19 protein-coding genes and 1 riboswitch are annotated in these 17,724 nt (G+C 57.4%); of the genes, 2 read left to right on the plus strand and 17 right to left on the minus strand.

Annotated features, from left to right (window positions below):
- Positions 1–89: 89 nt before the first annotated feature.
- The 6 genes from rsmA to H4Q31_RS17865 all read right to left on the minus strand — a co-directional run bounded on the left by rsmA (position 90) and on the right by H4Q31_RS17865 (position 7,023).
- Positions 90–989, minus strand: a complete 900-nt coding sequence (gene rsmA, locus H4Q31_RS17840; RefSeq protein WP_185180423.1) for a 16S rRNA (adenine(1518)-N(6)/adenine(1519)-N(6))-dimethyltransferase RsmA — start codon at positions 987–989, stop codon at positions 90–92.
- Positions 990–993: 4 nt separating this feature from the next.
- Positions 994–1,566 carry a ribonuclease M5 gene (gene rnmV, locus H4Q31_RS17845; RefSeq protein WP_185180424.1) on the minus strand — a complete coding sequence of 191 codons (573 nt, stop codon included), beginning with the start codon at positions 1,564–1,566 and terminating at the stop codon, positions 994–996.
- Between the two features lie 148 nt (positions 1,567–1,714).
- Positions 1,715–2,911: an acyltransferase gene (locus tag H4Q31_RS17850; RefSeq protein ID WP_185180425.1), complete on the minus strand. Its 1,197-nt coding sequence runs from the start codon at positions 2,909–2,911 to the stop codon at positions 1,715–1,717.
- Positions 2,912–3,115: 204 nt separating this feature from the next.
- Positions 3,116–4,114, minus strand: coding sequence for a resuscitation-promoting factor (locus H4Q31_RS17855; protein ID WP_311771758.1), 999 nt, complete (start codon positions 4,112–4,114; stop codon positions 3,116–3,118).
- Positions 4,115–4,552: 438 nt separating this feature from the next.
- Positions 4,553–4,757, minus strand: a riboswitch (cyclic di-AMP (ydaO/yuaA leader).
- Positions 4,758–4,935: 178 nt separating this feature from the next.
- Entirely contained in the window at positions 4,936–5,709 is a 774-nt protein-coding gene (locus tag H4Q31_RS17860) for a TatD family hydrolase (RefSeq protein ID WP_185180427.1), read from the minus strand.
- A 21-nt stretch (positions 5,710–5,730) separates the two neighbouring features.
- On the minus strand, positions 5,731–7,023 hold the full coding sequence (locus H4Q31_RS17865) for an HD domain-containing protein (RefSeq protein WP_185180428.1): 1,293 nt from the start codon (positions 7,021–7,023) through the stop codon (positions 5,731–5,733).
- Positions 7,024–7,348: 325 nt separating this feature from the next.
- Here H4Q31_RS17865 and H4Q31_RS17870 point away from each other — a divergent pair, with 325 nt between their 5' ends.
- Complete coding sequence (locus H4Q31_RS17870; RefSeq protein ID WP_512698816.1) at positions 7,349–7,600, plus strand: AbrB/MazE/SpoVT family DNA-binding domain-containing protein; 252 nt, start codon at positions 7,349–7,351, stop codon at positions 7,598–7,600.
- Between the two features lie 143 nt (positions 7,601–7,743).
- On the opposite strand, the gene rsmI is transcribed toward H4Q31_RS17870, so the two are convergent.
- The 11 genes from rsmI to H4Q31_RS17925 form a co-directional block, all read right to left on the minus strand.
- On the minus strand, positions 7,744–8,691 hold the full coding sequence (gene rsmI / locus H4Q31_RS17875) for a 16S rRNA (cytidine(1402)-2'-O)-methyltransferase (protein ID WP_245347418.1): 948 nt from the start codon (positions 8,689–8,691) through the stop codon (positions 7,744–7,746).
- Positions 8,688–9,452, minus strand: a complete 765-nt coding sequence (locus tag H4Q31_RS17880; protein ID WP_185180429.1) for a tRNA1(Val) (adenine(37)-N6)-methyltransferase — start codon at positions 9,450–9,452, stop codon at positions 8,688–8,690. Before H4Q31_RS17880 ends, rsmI begins: the two co-directional genes overlap by 4 nt.
- 217 nt (positions 9,453–9,669) lie before the next feature.
- Positions 9,670–9,987 carry an initiation-control protein YabA gene (locus H4Q31_RS17885; protein WP_245347420.1) on the minus strand — a complete coding sequence of 106 codons (318 nt, stop codon included), beginning with the start codon at positions 9,985–9,987 and terminating at the stop codon, positions 9,670–9,672.
- 90 nt (positions 9,988–10,077) lie between these two features.
- Positions 10,078–10,878, minus strand: a complete 801-nt coding sequence (locus H4Q31_RS17890) for a PSP1 domain-containing protein (protein ID WP_185180431.1) — start codon at positions 10,876–10,878, stop codon at positions 10,078–10,080.
- A gap of 3 nt (positions 10,879–10,881) precedes the next feature.
- Positions 10,882–11,859, minus strand: coding sequence for a DNA polymerase III subunit delta' (gene holB, locus H4Q31_RS17895; protein ID WP_185180432.1), 978 nt, complete (start codon positions 11,857–11,859; stop codon positions 10,882–10,884).
- Between the two features lie 21 nt (positions 11,860–11,880).
- The gene (locus H4Q31_RS17900; RefSeq protein ID WP_185180433.1) at positions 11,881–12,324 is read right to left on the minus strand and encodes a YaaR family protein; all 444 of its coding nucleotides are present in this window, start codon (positions 12,322–12,324) and stop codon (positions 11,881–11,883) included.
- 20 nt (positions 12,325–12,344) lie between these two features.
- Positions 12,345–12,674: a cyclic di-AMP receptor DarA gene (darA, locus tag H4Q31_RS17905; RefSeq protein WP_185180434.1), complete on the minus strand. Its 330-nt coding sequence runs from the start codon at positions 12,672–12,674 to the stop codon at positions 12,345–12,347.
- A gap of 93 nt (positions 12,675–12,767) precedes the next feature.
- Positions 12,768–13,397 carry a dTMP kinase gene (gene tmk, locus H4Q31_RS17910; RefSeq protein ID WP_311771759.1) on the minus strand — a complete coding sequence of 210 codons (630 nt, stop codon included), beginning with the start codon at positions 13,395–13,397 and terminating at the stop codon, positions 12,768–12,770.
- A 17-nt stretch (positions 13,398–13,414) separates the two neighbouring features.
- Positions 13,415–14,872: a glycan biosynthesis hexose transferase WsfD gene (gene wsfD / locus H4Q31_RS17915; protein WP_185180436.1), complete on the minus strand. Its 1,458-nt coding sequence runs from the start codon at positions 14,870–14,872 to the stop codon at positions 13,415–13,417.
- Positions 14,873–14,896: 24 nt separating this feature from the next.
- Positions 14,897–16,483, minus strand: a complete 1,587-nt coding sequence (locus H4Q31_RS17920; RefSeq protein WP_185180437.1) for an aminotransferase class I/II-fold pyridoxal phosphate-dependent enzyme — start codon at positions 16,481–16,483, stop codon at positions 14,897–14,899.
- A 180-nt stretch (positions 16,484–16,663) separates the two neighbouring features.
- The gene (locus H4Q31_RS17925) at positions 16,664–16,855 is read right to left on the minus strand and encodes a sigma factor G inhibitor Gin (protein ID WP_376698269.1); all 192 of its coding nucleotides are present in this window, start codon (positions 16,853–16,855) and stop codon (positions 16,664–16,666) included.
- Positions 16,856–16,988: 133 nt separating this feature from the next.
- Between H4Q31_RS17925 and H4Q31_RS17930 the strand changes: the two genes are divergently transcribed.
- Positions 16,989–17,516, plus strand: coding sequence for a transposase (locus tag H4Q31_RS17930; protein ID WP_185180438.1), 528 nt, complete (start codon positions 16,989–16,991; stop codon positions 17,514–17,516).
- Positions 17,517–17,724 lie beyond the last annotated feature (208 nt).

Below are 17,724 nucleotides of genomic sequence, written 5' to 3' on the forward strand. Positions count from 1 at the left end.
CTCATCACCTCTTCCGTCTATCGTATGGAGGAGGTGGGCACATGGTGCAAGTTGACCTGTCGGCTGGATCCGTTAAATCGGTTTGCGCTTCAGCCGAGCATGCCCGCTGCCGCGAGCGCCTCGGTTAGCACGGCGAATTCCTGCAAGCTCAGCGTCTCCCCGCGCCGTTCCGGCTGAATGCCGCAGCCGAGCAGCAGCTTGCCGAGCTCGGCCTTGCGTTCCTTGCCCGCGAACGCGGTCAAGTTGTTGCTCAGCGTCTTCCGGCGCTGAGCGAACGAGGCGTGGACGACGCGGAAGAACCGCGATTCGTCGGACACGGATACCGCCGGCTCGGCGCGGCGCTTCAGCCGGATGACGGCAGAGTCTACGTTAGGCGCAGGAATGAACGCGCCGGATGGGACGATGCAGACGAGCTCCGGCTCGCAATAATATTGCACGGCGATGCTCAGTGTGCCGTAGTCCTTCGTGCCGGGCTTCGCGGCCATCCGCTCGGCCACTTCCTTCTGCACCATGACGACGATCGATTCGAGCGGAAGTCCTTCCTCGAGCAGCTTCATGATGATCGGCGTCGTCACGTAATAAGGCAGGTTGGCGACGACGCTGACGCCTTCGCAGCCGGCGAACTGCTCTTCCCATAGCCGGTGCAGGTCGGTCTTCAGCACGTCGCCGTGAACGACGTTCACGTTGCCGTAGATCGACAGCACGTCGCGAAGAATCGGGATAAGCCGGTTGTCGATCTCCACCGCCGCGACTCGGCCCGCTTCCTGCGCCAGACGCTCCGTCAGCGCGCCGATGCCGGGTCCGATCTCGAGCGCTCCCTTGGCTTCTGTTAAATTCGCAGCCGCAACAATCTTGTCCAATATATTCTTGTCGATCAGGAAGTTCTGTCCCAAGCTCTTCTTAAACGTGAAGTTGTGCTTGCGGATAATATCCTTCGTCCGATTCGGAGTTGCGATGTCCGCTCCTAGGCGGGTACTCGTATTCGCCATGTCGTTAGATTCCTTCCCTCTCCAGTTGCTCGAGCGCGTTCGCGAACTCCTCCCGCGTGATGCGGAACATGACGCAGCGCTTGTGGAATTGCTTCCCGTTCGCATACCCGATGCCGAGCAGCTCGCCCATGCGCTCGCGGCGCTTAGCAGCCTCGGCATGCACGATCAGCCCGGCGTCCAGCAGATCGGCCCACGCTATCGCCGGTTCTCCTGCAGGCTCCCCGTCCGCCAGATCCTCGCCGGCGGCCGGTCCGCGCGCTTGCTCCAGCGCGCGCCGGATCGCTTCCGGCTTCGCATGCTCGACGCCGATGCCGTCCTTGCCCCTCGCTTCGTCCTTCGTCAGGAACGCATGCTTGCACTCCGGCACCCGGCCAGCCACAATCTTGCGGATGCGCTCGCCCGGCGCGTCCGGATCGGTGAAGACGATGACGCCTCTTCGCTCTTGCGCCAGCTCGATCCGGCGCAGAACCGCTTCGTTAATGGCCGAGCCGCCCGTCTCGATCGTATCGGCTTCCAGCGCGCGCCGGATAGCGACGGTATCCTCTTTGCCTTCCACGACTATCATTTCCTGCAACATGCCTCTTGTCTTCCGCCTTTCCTCCGTACCGTTCGTCTAAGTCTTTGCCATTATAACAAAAAAGCGCGCAACCCCGAAACCAAGCTAATGTAGCAGCCTAGTTCGGAATGCGCGCCTATGAGGTTCCTTTGCGGTTCCTTGCTTTGCCCTACGAACCGATCGTCTCTCCCGCCCGTTGACCCGCGGGCCGACCGGCCTGCGGCTTGGCTCTTCCAGCAGGCCTGTTGCCAAGCAGATATTCTGCTCCCGGCACCCAACGGAACGTGGACGCCGCTACTGCCCAGGCAAGGAACAGACAGACGGGAACACCGGCGTACATCCAGATCAGGTACGTGAGCGAATCGGGTGCGATGGTATAACGGAACCTGCGATAAGCGAGCAGGAACACCGGATGCAGCAAATAGATCGCGAACGACAGCCCGCCCAGACGGGACAGGAAGCCGACGACGGAGGACGACGCTCCGCGATAGATCCAGAACGCGGCTTGCAGGAGCACGAACACCGACAACAGCGTATGCAGGTTCCACAGCGCTTCATACCAGGTCGAATTGACCCATATGCCGTAGGCTCTGCCATTGTGGTACAGCTGAACGTGGATGAGCGCGGCTGCCAGCCAGCTGCCCCACACCGCCAGCGTCGCCGTGCGCAGCGCCGCCGACTGGCGCCGGAAGCCGGTTGTCAGCCATGGGCGCAGCTTGTCGAAGTGAACGGCTAGGAACAATCCGAGCAGATAATAGGACATATACGTCGGTGCGTAGCTGCCCTTGTTCGGGAGAACCAAGACGTACTTGTTCCAGAGCACGAATCCCCATTCGATCGCAAGTCCGATCGGCACCGCCCAAGCGACCAGTCGCCGGAAGCGTTGGAACAACCAGAGAACAAGCGGGAATAAGACATAGAACTGCAGGTTGATGAACACGAAGTACAAATGAGTGTAGGCCGTGCCTGTCGCCAGCTTCAGTCCGAACGTCTGGAGGATGGAAGCCAGGGGCGGGTGATCCGTCACATAGAATGCTTGAACCAGCGTGTAATAACAGAGAGAGGCGGCCACGTAGGGGGCGATGATGTAGAGCAGACGCTTCTTGTAGAACCGGGAGAGCAGGCTTCGATTCACCGGCGTACCGAAATAATTGTAGAACAGAACGAAGCTGCTGAGGAAGATAAAACAAGGCGTTCCGTACTTGAAGAAGATGTTCATCAGGTTGACCAGGTAATAATAAGGCGATGCAGACGCTTGGCCAGCCGCCGCGAAGGAGGAGGCATGCACGTGAATGACGCCCAGAATGGCGAACGCTCTGTACAGGTCAAGTTCGGGGAGTCGTTCCCTGCGTGCGGTTGTTGTCATAATCCATCGGCTCCTGGCATCGTTAGATTGGTGGAGGAATCTGTTGACGATTCGTTCAGGAATTGGAAAGTATATGATGCAAAAAGAAGAGGCTTGACGCCTCTTCTCATACAACTTGCCGCGTAACCATTCTTTCGACCTTACGATGCGCGCCTGTGTTGGCACCCCTAGGCGCAGGTGAACTTGTGAGCCAAGCCAGGCTCCTTATACGGAGGACGGCTTGGTCGGTCCGATCAAGTAGACGGTATGGCCCCGCTTCTTGCCGAACTTGTTGGCGTAGCTCAGACTGTCGTAATAAACGTCGATCTTCTTGCCCTTGATCGCGCTGCCCGTATCTTCGGCGCGGCGGAAGCCGATGCCTTCGATATAGACCCACCAGCCCAGCGGAATGACATCCGGATCGACAGAGATCGTCCGTCCTTCCGACACCTTAGTGCCAGAAGCCGTAATGCCGTAGCCGGGATCGCCCTTGTCCTTGCCGGTCGATTCCGGCCCGGCCGTATAGGCGGTTAAGGTAACGTTGGTCAGCACTTTCTTGACTTTGACCGATTGTCCATTCACTTGCAGCGTCTTCTGGTCTGCTGAAGCTTCTGCCTTCGGATCATACGAGAGTGTCGTGACAGCCGGCTTCTTCTTCGTGCCGACGGCTACGATCTTCGGTACGGCAGCCTGCGCGACCTCTTTGGACACCATGCGGTCGCTGACGAGACGTCCGTCCTCGTATACCTTTTCGAATTTTTTGACAATCAAACCTTCTTTGCCGGCTTGCACCTGCTTCAACTTGCCTTGCAGCAAGCTGGCGTCATTCTTCTTCTCGACCGTGAACTCGACCGGGTACTTCGCTTCGAACACCTTCTTCTCGACGCGTACGACACGGATCTTCATGCCGTCATAGACGGCCGTATCCGGATCCGGATAGAGCTTGTCGTCGGTGTCGAGCGTGACGTTAAGATTAGCCAGGGCTTCCCTAACCGTTCGCGCTGTTGTAAATTCGGCCTTGCTCATCCCATCGGCGATTAGCGTTATGCCCTTCGCCCGCTCAATGACAATCGTGCTGCCATTGTTCAAATCGGCGTTCAAAGGCTGTGATATCTGATCGTACGGACCTACGGCAATTTTGCTCTCTTCCAGAAGCGATTGCACGTCGGAAGTGCGTGTCTTAATGACGGTAGATTTACCGCCGTCCACAACGGTCACGCTCATGGCGGACGCGCCGTGCAGCAGCATTAGAAAAAAGATGGTTAGAGCAAAAGAGAGAATTGCGCTCAAGAGAATCAAACGCAAATGCTCATGCTTCCACCGCGCTGCGATAAGCCTGCCGGTCGGTCGCGGATCATGGGTGTCCCCAAATGGAACAAAGCCCATTTTCTCGTTCCTCCTTCATAGCCCCGCCGTCGATTGCATAAAGCATAAACTTCGTCTGACGCGACTATCCATTTGTGATAACGGCGCGGACAACTCGTGTGGAGCGGCATTCACACGGTTGATTCGCCGCCTTGTCCAGCAGCAAGTCCCTGAGGCTTATTTCCTGTTCTATCCCGCTGTTGTGCCAAAAATGGGCAACAAAAAAAGCCGAACGACAGAGGATCTGTTCGTGGCTTCCGCAGCGAGTAGTAGATTGGGAAGTGGGCAGCACGAGGTGACCTCTCTCTAACACGCTTACGAGGTTAGCTGTCGGGTTCGGGCACAGAGAGTTGCCCTATTCGCCATTCGGTCCAGCCCATTCGGCTCTTCTAAGACGAAATTCACCCCAAGATTGCTCAGCCGCATTCGGACGAATGGATTAATTCGTACGGTTGCGTCGGGTCCCCCGTTCTCCTCATCGGAGATTAAGCGTACTGGAAAAGGGATGCCATATTCAAACTCTTGTTGCTCATCATAACCTCTTGGCGCTAAAGGTGTAAAGAAGCCGCAAAGGACGAAATTGACCGTTATACGGTAAAAATCATCCTTATTTGCGACATTTTCAATTAGAAATCAACTTTATCGGAGAGAAAGTCAATTTTTCTCTTAATGAAAGCGATTTATCTCCCGAGGCCCAAGCAGCGGATGCTATTTCGCGTCGTTAATTTTTCAATTTCTTCCAAAGAAATCCCTTTTATTACCGCCGCTTCCTGTGCAACCAGACGGACATAAGCCGATTCATTGCGCTTGCCTCGATATGGATGCGGAGCCAGATAAGGGGAATCTGTCTCGATGAGCAGGCGGTCGTCCGGCACCTTCGCGAGCACTTCCTTCGGAACCCTTGCATTCTTGAACGTAACCGGCCCGCCGAACGAGATATAGAAGTTTAGATCCAGACACTGCTTGGCGGTCTCCCAACTGCCAGAGAAGCAATGCATGATCCCGCCCACTTCCGACGCGCCTTCTTCCTTCAGCAGGCGGACGACATCCTCGTGCGCATCCCGATTATGAATGATGATCGGCTTCTTCAACTTCTTGGCCAGGCGGATCTGCTCCCGGAATACCGTGTGCTGAATGTCCTTAGGCGAGGTGTCCCAATAATAGTCCAATCCGATCTCTCCGATGGCGACGACCTTCGGATGCGCACAGAGCGATTCGATCCAGGCGAGATCTTCCTCAAGCTTCATATCAATTGCATCGGTCGGGTGCCAGCCGACCGCCGCATAGATGAAGGGATAACGCTCCGCCAGCGCCATTGTCGTCGGAATCGTCTCACGGTTGAAGCCGATGTTCACGATCGTCTCGACGCCGGCTTCAAGCGCTCTTTGGATCGTCTCTTCTCGATCGTCGTCGAACTTCGGCGAATCGAGATGGGCGTGTGTGTCGATTAGCATGTCGTAGGTTGTCTCCTTTCGTTACAGCCCGAATAGCTCGCGGGTGGATGGCTTCAGGCGCGAGGCGCGCTCCCGCAGCTCTTCTTCCGGATAATAAATAGCATACTTCCCTTGGTGCAGGCCCGCGATCGACTTGATGATGTCCGATCGGGCCGAGATCTCCGACACGCGATCCTTCTCGTCTAGAATCAGAATCGGCGGTTTGTCCTTCGCATCCGGGGCCGTGCCGGGCTTGTAGACATCATAAGGAAGATCGATCGGCGTATCCACTTCCAGGTGATACTCCGGATTCAGGCCGATCGCCAGCCATTCTTCCCGCAATCCGTTCAAGAACGCTTCATCTATGCTCTCTACCGTAATGTACTTGTAGAGCTGCCGATGAAGGAACCTGCGGCACAGATCCGACAGCAGCTCATCCGACTCCCGAATCCACTGGTTGAACGCGGTCTGGACAATTGAGTCGTCCAGCGACAGATAAGCGTCCACCGTCATCTTCCGCTCGAACAGCTGAGCCAGCTGCGGCAGCAGGAACGCGAAGCGGTAGCCGCTCTGGTACAGCTCGCCGGCCCGCCGGAAGATCTGCCGGAGCAGCATGTCCGAGCTTCGGGTGACGGGGTGGAAGTACACCTGCCAATACATCTGATAACGAGCCATCAAGTAGGCTTCGACCGCATGCATGCCGCTCTCCTTCACGACTATCGCATCCTTATGCGGCCTCATGACGCGAAGCAGACGATCCAGATCGAACGATCCATAATTCACTCCTGTGAAATAGGCATCGCGGAGCAAATAATCCATGCGGTCGGCATCCATCTGGCTGGAGACCAGGCTGACCACGATCGGCTTGTCATAGGTCTTGCGGATGACGGAAGCGACCTTGTCGGGGAATTCTTCGCCTGCTTCCCGCAGCACGCGATTAATGGATGTGTCGCCTAACACGATATCGCACGTCCATTTCTCATGATCCGTTTGGAACACATGCTCGATCGCATGAGAGAATGGTCCATGTCCGACATCGTGCAACAAAGAAGCGCATAAGCTTACCAATTTTTCCTCTTGCGGCCAGTCCTTATATCCATTACGCTCAAATTGATTAATGATTTTGCGCGTGATCTCATAGACGCCAAGCGAGTGCGAGAATCGGCTATGCTCCGCACCGTGGAACGTCAGATAAGTTGTGCCTAGTTGCCGAATCCGGCGCAGCCTTTGAAATTCCGGTGTATTGATCAGCTTCCAGATCGTCATGTCATGCACGTATACCGAATGATGCACCGGGTCTTTGAAGACCTTCTCCTCCTGCAATTGACGCTGCATCTCTTACACCTCCGAAGTTTTTTCTCAAAAAAATCGACACCAATTGCCGAAACTTTTGTCGAATAATGTCGTTTAATGATGTATAGGAATTGGGTCCGTTTTCATTCGCCTCAATCGTATCTTTTCCAGTATAGCCCTTTGTATTCTAGTGTTCTATTAGAAATATCTATGAAAACACGGTTGACTTATATGGGAATGGTTGGTATGATAGATAGCGATAATTCGTAGAAAATGTCGAATAATGACGAAATCAAAATTCATTTTCGATTCGAATCCGGATTTGAATCTAATTTATTTTAACCTGAAAAAGGGGAGTTTCCAAATGATGAAATCTACTGGAATTGTGCGTAAGGTCGACGAGCTGGGACGGGTAGTTATTCCGATCGAGCTGCGCCGAACGCTGGGCATTGGCGAGAAGGACGCGCTTGAGATTTACGTCGACGGCGAGCGCATCATGCTGAAGAAGTACGAGCCTGCCTGCATCTTCTGCGGCAACGCAGAGAGCGTCATCTACTTCAAAGGCAAAATTGTTTGCAGAGATTGTTTGAAGGATTTACCTACACCTGTGACAAATTAAAGAATTGTGTGCTATAATAAGACACAAGTCTAACTAATTGTTAATTCTAACCTTTTTATATCTCCTTTCACCCTCCCGAGAGAAGTTCGGGAGGGATTTTTTTACGTATCCGCGTCGAAAATGTGGTTGGGCTTCCGGCCAAGCTATTCCTCTTCGCCGAGCAGCGCCTGATAAACGTCTCGCCTGGACAAGCCGCGGTCGCGGGCGGCCAATCGCATCGCCTCTTTCCGTTGCCGCCCCTGCTCCTCGTAATGCGCCACATGCGCTCCCATCGTCAGCGCCGACCACCAATTCTCCTGCCCGTCGGCCCCGCTTGTACCCGTATCCGAGACGGATTTCCCCCTAGTTCCTTCTATTATAATGCAACACTCCCCGAGGGGTGGATGCTCTTCCAAATACTCCGCGCACGCAAGCGCTGTGCCGCGGATTGCTTCCTCGTGCCGCTTCGTCAGCTCGCGCACGATCGCCGCGCGGCGGTCGCCCCAGCGCTCCGCCAGTGCTAGCAACGTCTTCTTCAGCCGATGCGGCGCCTCGTAGAGCAGAATCGTGCCCGGTTCCGCGGCGATGCCGTCGAGGAACCGGTCCATGCCCTTGCGTTCGCGCGGCGGGAAGCCCGCGAACAAGAACCGGTCCGTCGGCAGCCCGGACATGATGAGCGCCGACAGGGCCGCATTGGCTCCCGGGATCGGCACGACCGGGATGCCGCGGCTGACCGCCTCCGCTGCCAGATCCGCCCCGGGATCGGAGATAGCGGGAAGACCCGCGTCGCTGATGAGCGCGATACTCTGCCCTTCTTGCAGCAGCCGGATCAGCTCCGGACCGCTCGCATCCTTGTTGTGCTCATGGTAGCTGACGAGCCGCTTGCTGACGATCTCGAAGTGCGTCAGCAGCTTGCGCGACTGCCGCGTATCCTCCGCGGCGATCAAATCCGCTTCGCGCAGCGTGCGGATCGCCCGGAACGTCATATCCTCCAGGTTGCCGATCGGCGTCGCCACCAGATAGAGCGTCCCGGGCTTCTCGCGCGCAGCGAAGCTCTTCTGCACTTGCACCTGCGCCCAGCCGTGCGCTTCAACGTTGTCCCGCTCCATCATTCGCTTCCCCCCAGTTCGCCTCGACGGCCGTAGAATACGTCGAGCAGCTCCTTCGTGTATTGCTTGTCCTCGCCGTACACGATCAGAGGCGGCTGCACCCTCAGCTCCGGCTTGCCGTCGCGAAGCGCTTCGATCAGCACCATGTTCGCTTCCGCACCCGCTCGCGGATGGACGAATCGAATCCGCTTCGGCTCCAAGCGGTAACGGCGCAGCATCTCCGCAATCTCCGCCAGCCGGGACGGCCGATGAACCATCGACACTCGGCCGCCTGTCCGCACGAGCCGCATCGCTGCCGCCGCCACATCCTCCAGCGTACAGCCGATCTCATGGCGAGCCAACGCCACATGCGCGTTCTCCTTGTGCTCCCCGGTGCCTACTGGCATATATGGAGGATTTACCGTTATGGCGTCATAAATTCCGTTGCCTGTCCCCGCATACTGCTTCAGATCCGCTTCGATGATGCGAATTCGCGGCCCAAGGCCGTTAAGAGCCACGCTTCGGCGCGCCATGTCCGCCAGCCGCGGCTGAATCTCCACGCCGTCGATGTCCGCCTTCGTGCGCGTGGCGAGCAGCAGCGGCACGACGCCATTGCCGGTGCACAGATCCAGTACGCGCCCGCGCTGCGGCACTCCCGCGAAGCGCGCGAGCAGCACGGCGTCCAGCGAGAAGCTGAACACTTCAGCGCTCTGGATGATCTTCATCTCATAGGTCAGCAGGTCGTCTACCCGTTCACCTGGCTGCAGCTCTACCTCATGCGGCATTGTCCCTAACCATCCCATCCCATAACATTCCTTCTTAGCTTACTTGATTTGGCGAACGATTGCACCTGTCTGGGCGGCGCCATGGCTGCTCCATGGCTGTTCCAGCACAGTACCAGCGCTGTCCGTGCGACGGCTTGCTTCGATTCCCGTCGTGCTCATTCGAGGTCACCAAAAAAAACCGCCCGTCACAGTGGACGGGCGGCTTCTACATCCGCGATTACTTGCTCAGGAAGGATAGACAGAAGAGGCAATCGCCTTCCACCCGCAAGTGACCGTAGTAAACATTGCAAATATGGAACCCTTCGTGATAAAGCCGGGCCAAATTATCGTAACCTTCCCCAACAGCGGCAGCGAGCGATCCCTTGTTCTCTTCATGATCGGCGGCGGCCGGTTCCTCCGTCGCCTCCGAAGAAGCCTCCGCTGTCGTCTCGCGCTTCAATACTTTGCGCAATTGCTGGTTCTCGATCCGAAGACGTTGATTCTCTTCGAGCAGTTCCTTAATCTTCAGCTTAAGCTTGCCGAAGTCGGAATGCATGTTGCCCAGTTGCGATTCGAGTTCGTCCACGCGAAGGAAAATGTCATTGCTCAACCTCAATACACCTCAACCATCAGGTTGTCGACCCGGTTACTTGACCACTACGTCCTCAAACGACAATTCTTTGACCTTGCCAAGGTCGAACAGCTGCACGTGCACCGAACGGCTGCCGATATTCAAGCCGACAACTTTGCCTTCTCCGTGAGAAGTGACGACAACCCGGCCGACCGCCGGCATCTCTTCTCTCGCACTCTCGTAGTTGTCATGCTCGTATTTGAGGCAGCACATCAGACGTCCGCACAACCCCGATATCTTCGTCGGATTCAGCGACAAGTTCTGATCCTTCGCCATCTTGATGGAGACAGGCTCGAAGTCTCCCAACCAAGAGGAGCAGCATAGAACTCGTCCGCATGGCCCGATTCCGCCAAGCATCTTCGCCTCGTCGCGCACGCCGATCTGCCGCAATTCAATGCGGGTCCGGAACACGCCAGCCAAATCCTTGACCAATTCCCGGAAATCTACGCGCCCTTCGGCTGTGAAATAAAAGATGATCTTGTTCCGGTCAAACGTGTATTCCACGTCCACCAGCTTCATCTTAAGCTGATGATCCTTGATCTTCTGCAGCCCGATCGTGAAGGCGTTCTTAGCCGCATTCCGATTCTCTTCGACGGCCTTCGCGTCGTTCTCTCCCGCTACGCGAATAACTCTCTTAAGCGGAAGCACAACGTCGGCGTCGTCGACTTTCTTCGGGCCGATGACGACGGTGCCGTATTCGACACCCCGCGCCGTCTCTACGATGACGTGCTGATCTTTGGATACCGGATGCTCGGCGGGGTCGAAATAATAGACTTTGCCCGCTTTCTTGAAGCGGACACCGACAACATCGTACAAAATCTACCCCTCCCGCGAGTTCACCAGTAATTGCTCTAGGGCCAACTGCGGCTGCACATTTGCCTTGATGCGTCTGGCCGCCGTCAGCGTCAATTCCATCGCCCGAACCCAGCTGTCCAAGCTGCGGCTCCAGGCGTTCTTCGAGAGCCAGTCCTTCTGGTCGGCGAACACCAATCGGTCTTCGCGGCCCGTCAGGATATAAATCATATCTCTATACCACAAGGCAAGCATTTGCAACATGATGTCGATATGTTCCGCGAGAACCGTCTTAAACACCTGCTGCTGAGCCGTAAGCAGCACAGCAGGGAACCGGGACGGCATCTCCTTGCCTAATTGTATCACTACGTTTCGAGTTTCTGCAAACCAATTCTCTTGGATATAAGCGCGAGCGCCATCGAGCCCGGACGCCAGATGGACGGCGGTCCGAGCCAGCAGCGGGGCCGCGCCTTCCGCAATAAGCGCCTGCTCAAGCTCCAGCGGATCCCCGGGCACGAATGGGACAAGCTGCGACCGCGATAGAATGGTTGGAAGTACCGCTTGTGCGCTTGGCGCGATCAGCATCGCCACGACCGGCGACGGCGGTTCTTCCAGAAATTTAAGCAGGCTGTTCGCCGCCTGCACGGTCATCGTCTCCGCGCCTTCGATTATATAAATCTTCCGGCCCGCTCCCGCGCTCCGGTAGGAGAGCTCCCGCTGCAGCTCGCGAATCTGCTCGATCTTGACGCTCGCCCCGTCCGGCGCGATCAGGTGCAGATCCGGGTGATTGCCGTGCAGCACCTTGCGGCACTCAAGGCATTCCCCGCAGGCGTCCTCGCCCTGCTTCTCGCACAGCAGCGTCTGAGCGAACGCCTGTGCCATAGCTAGGCGGCCGCTTCCGGCAGGACCCGCGAACAGGTAAGCATGCGCGACCCGCCCCGAGCGAATCGCATTCTGCAGCAGGCTGCGGGCGCGCCCTTGCCCGGGAACGTCCCGTAAGGCCATGATGTCTCAACTCCTAGTTCTCTAGAACACCAAATTGATTAACAGTCCGCGAATCTCGCCGACCTTCTGGAGCAGCTCCAGCCGTCCTTCTTCTGTCTGCAGCAGTTCTTCCCCAATCGACACGAGCAGCGTGTCGACCTCTTCAAGTATCTTATACCGCTTGCCCCGGCCGCGACGATCCAAGCCCTTCGTCTCCTTGAGCTTAATGCCGCGCCTGACCGTATCCTCGAGGAAGCCCTTGACCATCATCCGGTAGAGCTTCAGCTCCCGGAGCGTCATCGACCGCATGAGCCGGTCGCCCTGCTGCCGAATATCCTCCAGCTTGCGCTGCAGCTCCTCCGCGGAACGGTCTTCCTCCTGATATTGCAAGAAGTCCCCGAACGTCTGCGTCGGGGCCTGTCTCACCAGCGTCTCGCTGCGCTGAACGGATTTATTGATGGGAATATAGCCAGGCTCAATCTTCACAAGCGATCACCGCAGCTTTATTAGAAATGTTCGAAGCGTTCAACCGGCATCACGAACACGGCCGCGCCGCCGACTTGAACCTCCACTGGGAAAGGAATGTACGAATCCGCTGCGCCGCTGACCGGCGATACGGGGGTGACCAATTGATCCCGAATCTTGCAATTCGCCCGAATGACATCGAGCAGCTGCTGAGCGCGTTCATCCTCAATTCCGATTAGAAACGTCGTGTTGCCCGCGCGGAGGAAGCCTCCTGTGCTGGCCAATTTCGTGGCGCGGAATCCTTCCTTGATGAGCGCGTTCGACAGCCGGTTGCTGTCCTTATCCTGAACGACGGCAATGACTAATTTCATAGTTGCCAGTCTCCCTTCAGTTATCGGATAACGTTCCTACCTTATTAAGTTTGACGCGGAGGAGCCGAATTCCTTTATTCCTTCCGGGCAGGATCAAGATAACTTGGCGGCGACGATCTCCCACGCTTCCTTCGCGACCGCATCCGCAGGATGCATCGCATCAATCGTCACGATTCGCTCCGGGCTGCGTGCCGCCACCAGCTGGTAGCCTTCGCGCACGCGCCGGTGGAACGCAAGGCTCTCCACGTCGAGGCGATTGACCTCGCGCGAGCCATTAGCGCTGATCCGGGCGAGCCCCGCTTCGGGATCCATGTCGAGATACAGCGTCAGATCCGGCTCCCAGCCGTCCGTCGCGAACCGGTTAATCTCCGCCACCTCCTCGATGCCAAGACCGCGGGCATAACCTTGATAAGCGAGGCTGCTGTCGACGAACCGATCGCAGATGACCGTCGTTCCCCGCTCCAGCGCGGGGATCACCTTCTCCGCCAGATGCTGCCTGCGGGCAGCGGCGTATAGAAGCGCTTCCGTTCGCGCATCCATGGCCGTATTCTCGCGCGACAGCAGGACGCTGCGGATCGCTTCAGCGATCGGAATGCCGCCCGGCTCGCGCGTAATCATCGCCTCGCGGCCCGCTTGCTTCAGCTTCTCTGTCAGAGAGGCGATCAGCGTCGTTTTTCCCGACCCTTCTCCGCCTTCGATCGTGATGAACATCCCTCTCGGCACTGCGGCTGCTCCTTCCGTCATTCCCCGTTGCGTATCGTCAACATTCTCATGATTCCATAACATGCGCCGACTAGGACGCTTACTACCATCATATCAAAGCACACGTTAAACATAAACAAGTGCTTGCCGAGATCCGCCTCTCCGTCCCCGATGAGCGGAATAGCGAAGGCGAACGCGCCTGACAGCGCGACGACAGCAAGCGTCTCCGGCACGAGCCGCGCCCGTCTGGAAGGCGCCCGCATCCGCCAGATGGCCAGACCGGCAATGTACAGCGCATATATGGAGGCGAACCAGGTCAGCGAATGCGGCATTTGATGCGCTTTCCACTGACTCCAGGAGCTGAATTGATAGCTTAAAGCTCTCGGCGGCTTCCCTTCCTGCATCTCGTAATTTCCCAGGTAATAGGGACGGATGGAAGCGCCTGCGGCTGCAGCCTTGCGCAACTTGTCGACGAAGCGGTCCGGATGCTTCAAGTAGAACAGCGCGATATCCTTATGTTCGACCTGATCCAACACTTCCCGCCGAAGCGCAGGGTTCGACTGGGGAATGACGGTTCCTGTCTCGTAGTAGTTCGTGCCTGCCAGACCCTCGTACTTCTCCGGAATGCCGAGCTCCTGCATATCCTTCGCGACGTCGGGAGAATCTTTAAGCACGCCGTAGAAAATCGTTTGGTACCGATTGGCATGCACCAATCGGTCGGGGGCGAACACGAGCATGATCGCCGCGCATGCCGTGAGCAGGCAGATACCCGTTATCGTCTGGCGTCTCCAGCTGCGGTCCGGACGAAGCGGCATCATTCGCCAGACGAGGAGCGCGAAGGCGAAGCCTAGCGGCGCATTCTGGATTTTTGCCGTCGCCACGGCTAACGTCGCTCCGATGAATAGGGCGAGCATGCGTCTGGACGGCATATCGGCGGAGGCCAATGCGATGGCTGAGGCCGCGGTCAACAGCATGCCGATCAGCGCGTACGGCTCGCCGAAGAACGATTGGAAGTAAGCGGCGTAGCCGATGTCGCCGAACACCCAGACGATCGCCGCCGCTGTGAAGGCCGCCAGGAAGGCGGTCAACTTGCGGCTTGAGAGGAGCGGCGAATGGCGGACGAACAAGGCGATCGCCAGCAGCAGCAGAGCGGTATAGCAGGCGCCGATGAACCGTATATCGTAGTGGTGCCAGCTGAAGATGCGAGAGATCCAGCCCGATACCGCGACCAGCAGCACATGCGTGGACACGTATCCCCCGTGGGTATATCCTCCATATGCCCATATCGTATGAGAATAGGCAAAATAACGTTCGTCGTACGGTTCGTTCTTATCGAGCGGCGCAATGCCGGAGATGCCGATGACGCGGTTGAAGTCCCCGTTGTCGGCCATTCCGATAACGGGAGGGATCATGATGAGGTAAATGATAAGTCCGCCTGCCGCGATAACGCCGAGCCAAGCGATACTCTTGCGAACATCCCGATGATTGCGTAGCATGGCGACCTCCTTGGTAACCCTAGCTTAGCTGTCTTCCTGCCGCGCTACTTGCAGCGTCTTCAGCGATGCATCCGCCGCGCCTTGGATGCGGGCTCCCTCCTTGCGCCATAGCGCCAGCCTCACCACCGTCTCTGCCGTGACCGTCTCACCGGGATAGAGAACCGGTATGCCCGGCGGATAAGGAATCACCCACTCGCCGCATCTTCTGCCTACGGCCTTCTCTAGCTCGACCGCTTCCGTATTGAACACATCCCGGCTCAATCTCGCCGGTTCGGGGATCGTCTCCTCTACCCGCCCGCGCACCGACGCCATGGCGATGGATCCCGCCGGCTCCCCCTGTCTATCCGTCACGTGCCATGATAGCCCAGCTCCTCTTTGGCTGTCCGCCGCATAGCGCGGCTTAACCGTCGCTATGCCATCATCCGCTGCCGCTGCCTCCCGAACGCGCTCCTCCAGCCGGTAAACGGCCGCAATCTCCTGCAGCGCCTGCAGCAGCGCCTCTCCATCCTCAGGCCGCGTGCCGGCGCCGAGGGCCAGTACAACGTAGCGGGCGTCGGCCATCTCCGCGACGCAGCCTCGCTGCTCCAGCTCCCGCTGCAGCTCGAATCCGTCGAGGACTCCCGCAGCATCGAATAGAACGAGCTTGAGCGGATCCTGCTCTAACCCCACGTCCTCGTTCGGCACGTCGACAACGCCGAACGGCGATCCTCGCAGCGTACTGCGCACTTCCTGCGCAGTCGCTAGTGCCGCTTCGAAGCACTGCTCCTGCCTCGTGTGCAGCTCCCGCCGCGCCAAGTCCAGCGACGCCATGATCGGGTACGACGGACTAGAGCTCTGAAGCATGCGCAGATGCTGCCGGATGGCTTCACGAGGGACGCGCCTGCCCTGAAGATGAAGCCAAGCGCCCATCGTCATGGCGGACAGCATCTTGTGCGCAGACTGCACAACCACATCCGCCCCAGCCGCTAGCGCGCTTCCGGGCAGTGCCGGATGATGCCCGAAGTGCGGCCCGTGAGCCTCGTCGACTAAGACGGGAATTCCCTGCTCATGCGACGCTTGAATCATTCTCTCCAGCCGTACACTCAATCCATAGTAGTTCGGATTGCTGAGTACAAGCGCCTTCGCTTCTGGATACCGCTGCAAGGCCGACCTCACCGACTCCAGCGTTGGAGCGGTGGCCAACCCCGATTGCGGGTCGATCGCAGGAGGCAGGAACACCGCCCTCGCGTCCGCCAGCATTAGCGCATGGATAATCGATTTATGTACGTTGCGTTGGACGAGCAGAACATCTCCAGATCGGCAGACGCCGAGGATCATCGCCAGGTTGCCCGCTGTGCTGCCGCCCACGAGCAGACGGCTCTCCTCCGCGCCGAAGCAATGGGCCGTCAGCTTCTCGGCTTCCGCGATCACCCCTTCCGGATGGTGCAGATCATCCGTACCGGACAGCTCCGTCAAGTCGATCGGCAGCAGTTCGGCGTAGCGCCGCTTCGCTGCCTCAACCGACCACGCGGCGCGCTGCTTATGGCCGGGCACGTGGAATGGGGCCGTCCGGCGCTTCGCGTGATTCTCCAGCGCTTCGAACAGCGGAGCTCGCATCGGGTCCAATGTCATATTCTTTCTCAACCTCTCCCATAACTTAAACCATACGGGTTCAGTATACCAAAAATGTGCAAAAACAAATCCTCCGAAAGCCAATCAAGCAGAAAGCCAGCTCCGCGTCTACGGAACTGGCTTCTATGCCGCTTGCTCGCAACTTAACCTATAACGGCGATTCTCCCTAACTCGGTCGCCTCAGGCATGGAATCTGACCCAGATCTGCCGAAGCTGCCGGATGAAGAACGGGTACTTCTCATCCTCTACCTTCGTTCGCACCATCTCGGACTCGCACGACGAACATATGAATTCGCTCACAATATGAATGCCTTCTTCTCTCGGTTGGCCGCAGACGATACAGGTCCTAGTCTCTTCCTGATCCATTGCCATCCCTGCCTTCTATAATCATAATACTATGCAGTATGGAACGAATTCTATGAAAATATACATGATAGCATAACAATCACGACGCCTGCCGCCGATAGAAAAAGACAGGATCGATGCGAGAACGAGGGGAATAGCCATGCCGGAGCAACAACAAGAGCGAGACGCGACAATCTATCACTACAAGCTGGTGCGCAAGATACCGCTTCGGCCGGAAGCGAAGTATAGTTACCTGTCGACAGGCATCATCGGACTGGCCTCTATCTCCGTCATATATGGCTGGAAGGGACTGCTGTATGCGATTGCGGGCCTGCTGCTCATGTTCATCGTACACGCGATTGTGCTTCGCATTACTTTAAGGCGAGTGGATGAGTTGTCGGAGCGGAGGTGGGCCATTCGGTTCGATCTGCCTTGGTTCGGTCCGCTTCCTGTGTTGGACACGCTGCTGTCGCTGTTCCGCAGACTGCACTTCCATCTGCTGCTCATCGGCTGCTGCTTCGCAGGACTGTGCTACCCTTGGTCGCCCTCCGCCCTTCTGGTCTCGCTCGTCTTCTGGCATATCTGGCTGTTGGCCCCGCGATTTAATCTGCTGCTTCGCATTCGCCGCGAGAGAGGTGATGGCGTCATTCGGCTCGCTTCCACGGAAGTCTCGTATTATCATCGATAACGCGTCGTCTGCCGCATCCCGTTCTCGGGGTGCTTTTTTATTTCCTCAGAAAATGTAACTTTTGCCGCGCAAAGCAATCGCTTCGCAGAGCCCGCTCACCGATAATCCCGTGAGCCTGCATTCGAATATAACGAAAAGAGGAGACCCGAATCGGATCTCCTCTTCTTCCTATATAGCCGGCCCGGCAGCGTCCTACTCTCCCAGGACC

The sequence above is a fragment of the Cohnella lubricantis genome, from assembly GCF_014212015.1.
In the GTDB taxonomy this organism is placed as follows: domain Bacteria; phylum Bacillota; class Bacilli; order Paenibacillales; family Paenibacillaceae; genus Cohnella; species Cohnella lubricantis.